This is a genomic window from Allocoleopsis sp., assembly GCF_036703385.1.
Classification (GTDB): Bacteria; Cyanobacteriota; Cyanobacteriia; order Cyanobacteriales; family Coleofasciculaceae; genus Allocoleopsis.
In genome coordinates, this window is record NZ_DATNPA010000182.1 from 25176 (window position 1) to 34458 (window position 9283).

Below are 9283 nucleotides of genomic sequence, written 5' to 3' on the forward strand. Positions count from 1 at the left end.
TTCTAGCCTTCTGTATTGGCTACTCCTCTCCAGATAGAAGATTGGGTCGGTGTCCATCGGGATAAATTGTTGAGCTGTCCAGGTAAGCCTCACAGAGGTCAGCATTCTGGCTACGAAATAAGTTACTGCCACTCAACTGAGCTTTGTGAAGGTTCGCATGACTCAGATTTGCCCCACTCAAATCAGCATTACTCAAATTGGCATAACTCAGATCAGCGTTAGCCAAGTCGGCTCCTTGCAGATTAGCATGAGACAGATTCGCACCCCGCAAATTGGCACGGCGCAGACTGGCTCTGAACAAATAGGCTTCCTGAAGATCTGCATTCTCTAGATTGGCCTGAAACAACTGGGCATCGCTCAACTGAGCTGCTTGAAGTTGGGCTTGCTGCAAGTCGGATTGGCTCAGATTAGCATAGGGCAGGTAAGTCTTTTGAAGATTGCTACCCCTCAAATCGATGCCCGGTAAATCAGCTTCAAATAGGTCAGCGTTACTGATATCTACTTTGCGAAAGTCTCGTCTCCCACTCGCATATTGAGCGAGTAAGTCTGCTGTAGGGATCTTCTTCATCTGTGCTTTTGGTTTGGATGTCTCTCTCCGACGGAGAAACTGTACTCCCCAATATCAGTAAGTATTTATACTTACTAAGCTTTCTCCACTTTAATAAGGTAAGCTACTGTAGCGAAAGACACATTTGTCATAAGGATTTCTTAAGATTTGTAAAGAATTACGTAAATAATTTAGATTTTTATTGACAATAATTTAGCTTTATGAGTATTTTTCTAAACGTTTTCAGCCATGCGTAAATGGATATCTAGACGTTGGATTAACCTTATAGAAACAGAGTACTTTGGCTTCAAATATGGCAAGGTTAAAATCGCCTTGAGCATCGTCTTTTGGTAGGTTCTGCTCGGATGAGTGTGGAAAGTCGGGTGACGTGATGATTTCAATGATGAACAGCGAAGCAACAGCCTATTAAACAACTATGTCAGAAAAGCAATTATCAATTGCCCAGCACTATCACGAGCGCACTAAATATTATCCAGAGACGATCGCGGCAAAAAGCAAGGTTCTCGATTGGGAGAATCAGCCCCTACCTTACAAAGAGTATAAAGTTGGCGCGAACATAGACCTAAAGCCCTACCTCAAAGAACATCCTACGGGATTGACCGATGAGCCCGATAGAACGTTGTGGCGGGTATCACAGCTGCTATTTTGCAGCTATGGCTTGACAGCGAGAATGCCAACCTTGATGGGGCCACCCATGTATCTCCGCTCCGCTCCCTCGGCGGGTGGATTATACCCGGCTGAAGTGTATTTAGTCTGTCGAGGGACACCCGCTTTACCCACGGGGCTTTATAACTACCAGTGCCGTACCCATTCTCTGGTTCACTTTTGGGAGAGCGAGGTTTGGTCGGTTCTACAAGACGCATGTTACTGGCATCCTGCCTTAGCCAGTACGGATATAGCTATTGTCATTACAGCGGTCTTTTATCGCTCCGTGTGGCGCTATGAAGACCGGGCTTATCGGCGGATTTTTCTGGACACAGGTCATATCCTGGGCAATATTGAGCTAGCTTCAGCCTTCACCGACTACCGACCGCACCTCATCGGCGGATTTTCGGATGAGATGGTGAACGATCTGCTTTACCTGGACTCAGACAATGAAGCTGCGATCGCAGTTATTCCCATCGCGGATCAGCTCAATTTTCGGCAACAATTACCGCCTGCCCCAACCACATTGCCCTCTACCACTATCCTGAGCTATCCAGAAATTCCCGATGGCAAACTACTCAGCTATTTGCATCGTGCTACCCAAATCGATCAGATGCGGAATTGGGACGTGGAGGCTGAGCGATGCCAAGCCAAAGAGGCTGAGTTACAACAAGAAGATAAATATAACTTTCCGTTCTGTACCAAAGTCTCAATCGCTACAAGGCCCATTAATTGGACAGAAGACAGTACCCAAGGATTTCCCCTGCAAGTGCTGGAAAACACAATTCTTAAACGGCGCTCCACCCGTGCTTATAATGGTGCTAATCTGACGCTGGATGAACTCAAAGCCATACTAGATTTTACTTACCAACCCCAGCACTACATTGACCAGGGACTGGACGGTTCGCCCGATTATTTCGATCTAAGTTTGATTGAAACCTTTATAGCCGTATCCGGAGTGACGAATCTAGAGGAAGGCTGCTACTATTACGCGCCCAAAGCTCAAGAATTGCGGCAGATTCGATTTAAGAACTTCCGCCGGGAGTTGCACTACTTGTGTCTAGGGCAAGAGTTGGGTCGAGATGCGGGAGCTGTGGTATTCCATACGTCTGACTTGAAGAAAGCTGTGAACACCAAAGGCGATCGCGCTTACCGTTATCTCCACATGGATGCGGGTCATTTGGGACAACGTATGAATTTAGCCGCCATTTACTTGGGTTTAGGAGTCAGTGGGATCGGTGGCTTCTTTGATGACCAAGTAAATGAAGTGTTGGGCATCCCAACAGATGAAGCGGTGATCTATATCACCACTCTTGGACGCCCTAGAAGGGTTTAGTCGTTGTAGAGTGCTGCTCGACACACAGAGAGGTAGAGTTGCGATGTAAGTCCTGTTAAAGTCAAGAAAAGATAAGTTAATTTAGAGCCTCTTCTCAACATTTCTTATTAATATTTGAAAGAAGCCAAGTAGCTAGGTATTTAATTATGAGTACAGTCCTGGTGGTAGAAGATAGTCTCTCCCAAAGAGAGATGATCTCAGCACTTCTTAAAGGGAACGGGCTGAGCGTCATTGTGGCAGGTGACGGTGTCGAAGCGCTAGAGCAAATTCAATCATCTTCTCCTGATCTGGTGGTTCTAGACATCATCATGCCCCGGATGAATGGGTATGAAGTCTGTCGCCGCCTCAAATCCAACTCGAAAACTCAAGACTTGGCTGTGGTGATGTGTTCGGCGAAGAAAGAAGAATTTGACCGCTACTGGGGTATCAAGCAAGGTGCTGATGCTTATATCTCTAAGCCTTTTCACCCGCAAGAGTTAGTCGGTACCGTTAAGCAGCTTCTGCGAAGCTAGGAGCTTTCACTTGCATCAATACCCAAATAGGTCACGATAAGATTCTGACCCTACACAAACCTCCTAGAAAAATAGCAGGGGGTGCTGGGGGAGAAGAATTTTTATCAGTGGTGGCAATTTTGCCATGATGGATTGTCTTGAATCGGAAGGTAAACGGCTCTAAGTAAAAGTACTGACTCAGCCAAAGGATTCGGCGAAACATTCCCCTGATCTTTGAGCGACAGTAGTCAGAATGATTGCTAAAGTTGGGTTTTCCATTTCGAGCTTTGAGTTGACTTTTGAACGACTTAGTGCTTCACTTGCCTTCACCAAAGTTTCATCCATTTTTCCCCAATCCTCAAAACGGCTTTATGCAAATTAGTGCCAGGAACCGAGATGCTTAAAGGTATAGGGTATAAGTTAATGGGACGCATATAAAATGAATGATGAACTTAGGAACGCTTTTGTTGCTGCTGCGCTCGAAACCTTTAAAAACCTTTCGGAATGTCCTGAACTAAAAAACTACCGAATCTACTGCGAACCGGGAAAAACCCTCAGAAGAAAACTTCAGAAGCGTGCAGCACAAGGAAGAATCAGTACTCCAACGGCAACGGCTGTCTCCTCTTTGCCTTTTCGATGGGTACTGGTGGTGTCAGCGCAAAAGTCTGCACGCCAGTCAGTCTTGAAAGTACGGGGATATCGGCAAGCTTGACAGGTTGTCTGTTTTTGCAGGTGGTGCTTACAATTTATGGCTTTATCAATCAGGGTTTTCATTGTCCTTTGTTCATTGCTTGAGCTTCCTGCTACACTCTCTGGTTTCAATTGCTAAATTTGGCTCAGTCCTGAAAAACACCTACTGGTTGTCCAAACTGCTCAGAAACAGCCATGAAACCTTATCAGAAAATACCTATTTTAGAGTGTGGAGAGCCACTCGTACCGATTCCCTTAGAAGAGTTTGCCGTAGAATCACCTCATCCCTACGAGAAATTGGGAGCGCCTTATGGGGACGCTTCACCCTATCATCTGCGCGAGAGTGTGATCGCTGCCTTAATTACCGCACAAGTTGAACTCCAACGGCGGCATCCCGGTTGGCGCATTCAGATTTTTGATGCCTATCGACCCGTAGCTGTTCAACAATTTATGGTCGATCGCACCTTTGCGGAGGTCGTTCAAGCCCAACAATTAGACCCAGATTACTTATCAGACGCTCAGCGCGACACCATTTGGCAAAAAGTTTATCAAATTTGGGCAGTACCCAGCCCTAATCCCATGACACCGCCGCCTCACAGTACCGGTGCAGCCATCGATCTGACCCTCGTAGATGCCATAGGTCAGACGATTGACATGGGCTCAGCGATTGACGAACTCTCACCCCGTTCTCATCCCGACTACTACGCCAATCATTCAGAAAAACCCTATCATGAGCATCGGCAACTATTACGAGATGTAATGTATGCGGCTGGCTTCCGCCGTCATCCTGGCGAGTGGTGGCATTTCTCCTTGGGAGATCAGATGTGGGCGTGGTTGTGCAATCAAGATCAGCCGACGGTTACTGTTAGTGCACGTTATGGTCGCGTTCTGAGTAGGTAGGAGCCAGTCGAGACGTTCGGATGGAACGTCTGTACGAGTCAGGAGTCATAAGTCAGATAATGTAGGTAAAGAAGGTTTTGTTCAGCGCGTACCTCTAAAAACAAACAACGACTTATGGTTGCACCCCAGCGAGTATTTGTTCTTCTATTTAATGCCCGAACAGAAAACGAGGGAATTCACACGATTCGGATTGGCGATCGCAACAAGGTACTGATGTTTGAATCAGAAGATGATGCCACCCGTTTTGGGCTGTTGCTGGAAGCACAGGACTTCCCAGAAGCTACCGTAGAAGCGATCGGTGCCGATGAGATCGAGGAGTTTTGCCGCGCTAATGATTATGACTGGGAGCTGATTGAACCCGGACGGTTAGAAATTCCGCCAGAGGCTAATGTGGAACAACCCGACTGGCAAGCGAATGCCGATAAACCCAAAGAATCGGAAATTTCAGATCTAGACCGTATTCGTCGTCAGCTGGAAGGACTATTGTAAATATCCAGGGAATAAGGGAATAGGGCGAGCAAGTGAGTCGGTAAAAATTTCCAACCTTCAACCTTCAACCTTCAACCTTCCAACCTTTCAACCCTCTGACCAATGACCGATGACCAAACACTAAAAGCATGAATAATTTGGAGGAGCGGGGTCATCTGCTGACCGAGCAGATTAATCCTGACAGTCAGAACCTTGACCAGTTGACATCCCTGGAATTGGTGGATCTATTTAATCGCGAGGATGCCAAAACACTCAGTGCGATCGCGGCGGCACGAACTCAGCTAGCACAAGCCATTGACCTCACAGCTCTTGCCCTGAGTCGGGGGGGACGGCTATTCTACGTGGGAGCAGGAACGAGTGGGCGTTTAGGGGTACTGGATGCGGCGGAGTGTCCCCCTACCTTTTGTACACCTCCTGAACTAGTTCAGGGAATCATTGCCGGGGGCGCGGGAGCCCTAGTGCGGAGTTCGGAGGATTTGGAAGATCGATGCGAAGATGGGGCAGAAGCGATCGCCCATCGTCATGTTACGGAACTTGATGTTGTCGTCGGCATCACGGCAGGTGGCACCACACCCTTCGTTCATGGTGCTCTCCAAGCGGCTCGACAGCGAGGAGCAACAACAATTTTAATCGCCTGTGTTCCAACCGAGCAGGTGAGTACGGAGGCTGACTTGGATATTCGGCTGTTGGTCGGTCCAGAAGTTCTGGCTGGCTCGACGCGACTGAAAGCGGGTACCGTTACCAAGATGGCCTTGAACATCCTCTCCACCAGCGTGATGGTTCGGCTGGGCAAAGTCTACGGCAATCGGATGGTGGATGTTGCTGTGACCAACAAAAAACTTCATGACCGTGCGCTACGAATTCTGCAAGACCTCACTAGCCTGAGCCGGGAAGACGCAGGCTATTTATTAGAACGCAGTGGACGCCAGGTAAAACTAGCGCTCTTGATGCACTGGACAGGACTTGACAAAGAAGAAAGCGATCGCCTCCTAGCTGAACATCGCAGCGATCTCAGGCTCGCAGTTCAAAGCTGGACTAACAATAGTAAGGAGAAGAGTTGAGACTTTTTCTGCCCAATGCGGCGCTCTTGAGTACTAATACTCTTTGACTCAAGAAGTCTGAAGTGTAAAGGAGCTACTGCACAGCAGAACCCGAACGGTAGGATGAAATGTTTTTGGGGTAAGTGCCGGACTACGTTCCGCTACGCTAACACCCCGATTGAAAATGAGAGTTAGCAGGTGGGTTAATGCCAGTACTTTATCATTCATACTTCATCCTTCAGCCTTCACTCGATGCTTCTTCACAATCACCTATAAGAAACGACTAACTACCCTAAAATGTTTACTGGATCGGAGACGACTGCAACGGTATTAATCATTCTCGTGGCGCTCGGCGTCATGGGTTGGGGCTTCAACCGTGCCCGAACTTACGGCAAACTGGGAATTTTAGCTTGGTTGCAGTCGGTGGTCTTGACAGCTCCCTGGTTATTGTTTTTCGGCTTAGTTGCGGCTGGGATTTACCTCAATTTCGTGGGTATCCTCTTTTTGTTGGTGGCTTCAGCTGGGCTGTACATCTACTTAGGCAAGCTTTTACGAGATGCGGGTCAGGATACGGTCTTGCAGGAACGAGCCAAGAAGCTGCTCAATGACAAAGCCGAAGCGCTCAATAGTTCTCAAAAGCCACAGGAGCAAGAATCAGTACCTACTGAGAAGCCAAGTGCACCTAACAATGGTACAAATCCGGCTATTGAGGTTGTTCCCATTCCAGCGGATGACCTCAAGCTCCTTCAAGGGATTTTTAGCATCGATACCTTCTTTGCCACGGAAACGATTCCTTATCAGGAAGGAGTAATCTTCAAAGGCAATATGCGGGGCACAGATCCAGAGGAAGTGTATTCCCGTTTAGCAACCAGTGTCAAAGAACGATTAGACGATCGCTACCGACTCTTTTTAGTCGAAAGCCCTGAAGGAAGACCTGTGATTATTGTTCTTCCTAGCAGCAATGATCCCCAACCTGCAACACTCCCTCAGCAAATTCTGGCTGTTGTCCTCCTCATTGCAACCCTTGCCACAACCTTGGAAGCGTCTGGGTTATTGCTTAACTTTGATCTGTTCAAAAGCCCAGAGCGCTTTCAGGAAGCCTTTCCCTTCGCGCTGGGAATTTGGACTGTTTTCGCGGCTCACGAACTAGGCCACTGGTGGCAAGCCATCCGTCACAAGGTGCGGCTCAGTTTACCTTTTTTCATTCCCAGTTGGCAAATCGGTTCCTTTGGTGCCATTACTCGCTTTGAGTCTTTAATACCCAACCGGGCGGCCTTGTTTGACATTTCCTTTGCTGGGCCAGCCGTCGGTGGGATCGTTGCCTTACTCATGCTTATTGTAGGATTGGCTCTCTCCCATGAGGGCAGTGCTTTCCAAGTCCCCGTTCAGTTTTTCCAGGGTTCGATCTTGGTGGGATCGCTGGCACGAGTTTTCCTGGGCTCTTCCTTACAAGGAAATCTTGTGGATGTGCACCCATTGACGATTATCGGTTGGCTAGGCTTGGTGGTGACGGCATTGAATTTAATGCCAGCAGGGCAACTGGATGGAGGGCGAGTTGTCCAAGCCATATACGGACGCAAAACCGCTCGACGTACTACCATTGCCACGTTGGTTGTCTTGGGAATTGTGGCGTTGGTGAATCCAGCCAATCCCATTGTTTTGTACTGGGCGATCGTGATTTTATTTCTGCAACGCGGTCTAGAGCGTCCGACGCTCAATGAACTCACCGAGCTCAATGACACGAGAGCCATTCTAGGATTGTTAGCGCTGTTTTTGATGGTGGCAACGCTGATCCCCTACACTCCGGCTTTGGCCGTTCGTCTGGGAATTGGGGGTTGAGGGGCTTTTGCCTTTTCCCAGCTCCTCAATCCCCCCTATGCGGGGGAAGAAATCTTGCTCCCCCTGGAGTTTCGGGGAGGGTTGGGGAGGGGTTTCTCGGATTTATGCAAGAGACCTCCATGAGCTGCGCTCACAACCAAGGATGAAAGTAGACTTTCAAGACAGGTCTAATCTTAATCAATTGTCATGCATTCCTTACCCAAGGTGCATGGCAATTCAGTATTTTCGCGGTTAAAATGAAATCTACTAAGCACGAAAATTAGTACACAGAGGGATTGACAAGGTTCTCTAAAATCAGATTGATTGCAGAACCCACTGTCCAAGGGCTAAGGTTATGCCTTCTGTCAAAAATTATGAACTTGCGTAAGCGCTCTTTGGAGTGCGCCATCAATTAAGCGCCGTGGTAGTCAATTTTCCTACCTCGCCGGAAACGTTTTTTTGCCTAGTTCCTCAGAGAATCCTGTTGCGCTAGGAAAGCATCTGCTCAAAAAATGAAACGAGTCAATGCTCCGGGGCAAAGCATTAATGCAAGTGCATTCTTTATTTCTTCGCCAGGAAGAGGTTTTTTCGGTTTCCGGAGCTACTCAGCATTGGGGTGCCTTTTATCTATGGATTAGTACGCTCAAGAGACTCAAGCACCACTTGCGAGGACTGCAATGGAAGACACAAATACTAGAGGGTATGCTACAGCAACATTCGAGAGAAAAGTGATTCAGCCGCGTCTGATCATCCAGGCATTGGCGTTTACAGGGATTTTGTACTTCTGTGTTGGTCAGACACCGCCAGAGACAACTAAGACACGGTTTCCCCCTGTTGAAACGAGAACGACCTTTTCAACCACCGTTGGTCATTCTGTGATATATCATGCCTCACAGCAGTCGGGTTTACCCGCCTCTGGTCTCCGCATTGTTCAGGTGAGACCGCAAACTTGGTCCGATAATTGCCTCGGGCTTGCTGATTCTAGGGGTTTTTGTACCCAAATGGCAGTCCCTGGTTGGCAAATTGCTGTGATGAGTGGGCAACAGCGCTGGATTTATCGCACGAACGCCTCAGGTTCGGTTATTAAGCTGGAGCGCGAAATCCCTTCACCTAGCTCATAACCTGACCTTGCTCAGGACGACGCATCTAATTGACATAATCATGACAGGCTTTTCAGTCTGTTTTTCTATGCTTTTAATTATTAAGTCATACCTAATCCGCCTTGATAAGCCCCTTTTTGCTTGAAGTCTTTTCTTTCTTGTGCCTTGTCTCCACTAACAAAAGGGGTATTTAACCCGGTTTTGGG

Annotated in this window: 10 protein-coding genes; 8 read left to right on the forward strand and 2 right to left on the reverse strand. The window is 47.9% G+C overall.

Annotation, left to right across the window (positions count from 1 at the left end):
* Positions 1-19: 19 nt before the first annotated feature.
* The gene (locus tag V6C93_RS09265; protein ID WP_333476368.1) at positions 20-568 is read right to left on the reverse strand and encodes a pentapeptide repeat-containing protein; all 549 of its coding nucleotides are present in this window, start codon (positions 566-568) and stop codon (positions 20-22) included.
* A gap of 415 nt (positions 569-983) precedes the next feature.
* Between V6C93_RS09265 and V6C93_RS09270 the strand changes: the two genes are divergently transcribed.
* The 6 genes from V6C93_RS09270 to murQ all read left to right on the forward strand — a co-directional run bounded on the left by V6C93_RS09270 (position 984) and on the right by murQ (position 6180).
* Positions 984-2549 carry a SagB/ThcOx family dehydrogenase gene (locus V6C93_RS09270; RefSeq protein ID WP_333476369.1) on the forward strand — a complete coding sequence of 522 codons (1566 nt, stop codon included), beginning with the start codon at positions 984-986 and terminating at the stop codon, positions 2547-2549.
* 146 nt (positions 2550-2695) lie between these two features.
* Complete coding sequence (locus V6C93_RS09275) at positions 2696-3061, forward strand: response regulator transcription factor (RefSeq protein WP_333476370.1); 366 nt, start codon at positions 2696-2698, stop codon at positions 3059-3061.
* A 418-nt stretch (positions 3062-3479) separates the two neighbouring features.
* On the forward strand, positions 3480-3752 hold the full coding sequence (locus V6C93_RS09280; protein WP_333476371.1) for a hypothetical protein: 273 nt from the start codon (positions 3480-3482) through the stop codon (positions 3750-3752).
* Positions 3753-3925: 173 nt separating this feature from the next.
* On the forward strand, positions 3926-4630 hold the full coding sequence (locus V6C93_RS09285) for a M15 family metallopeptidase (RefSeq protein WP_333476372.1): 705 nt from the start codon (positions 3926-3928) through the stop codon (positions 4628-4630).
* 114 nt (positions 4631-4744) lie between these two features.
* Positions 4745-5119 (forward strand): DUF3110 domain-containing protein, encoded by a 375-nt coding sequence (locus V6C93_RS09290; RefSeq protein WP_333476373.1) that lies wholly within the window; start codon positions 4745-4747, stop codon positions 5117-5119.
* Between the two features lie 128 nt (positions 5120-5247).
* Positions 5248-6180: an N-acetylmuramic acid 6-phosphate etherase gene (gene murQ / locus V6C93_RS09295; protein ID WP_333476374.1), complete on the forward strand. Its 933-nt coding sequence runs from the start codon at positions 5248-5250 to the stop codon at positions 6178-6180.
* 48 nt (positions 6181-6228) lie between these two features.
* Here the strand turns inward: murQ and V6C93_RS09300 are convergent, their stop codons facing one another.
* Positions 6229-6387: a hypothetical protein gene (locus V6C93_RS09300; protein ID WP_333476375.1), complete on the reverse strand. Its 159-nt coding sequence runs from the start codon at positions 6385-6387 to the stop codon at positions 6229-6231.
* A gap of 69 nt (positions 6388-6456) precedes the next feature.
* Between V6C93_RS09300 and V6C93_RS09305 the strand changes: the two genes are divergently transcribed.
* A complete protein-coding gene (locus V6C93_RS09305; RefSeq protein WP_333476376.1) occupies positions 6457-7998 on the forward strand; it encodes a site-2 protease family protein in 1542 nt (513 codons plus the stop codon).
* Between the two features lie 656 nt (positions 7999-8654).
* Positions 8655-9098 (forward strand): hypothetical protein, encoded by a 444-nt coding sequence (locus V6C93_RS09310; RefSeq protein WP_333476377.1) that lies wholly within the window; start codon positions 8655-8657, stop codon positions 9096-9098.
* The last annotated feature ends 185 nt before the right edge of the window (positions 9099-9283 follow it).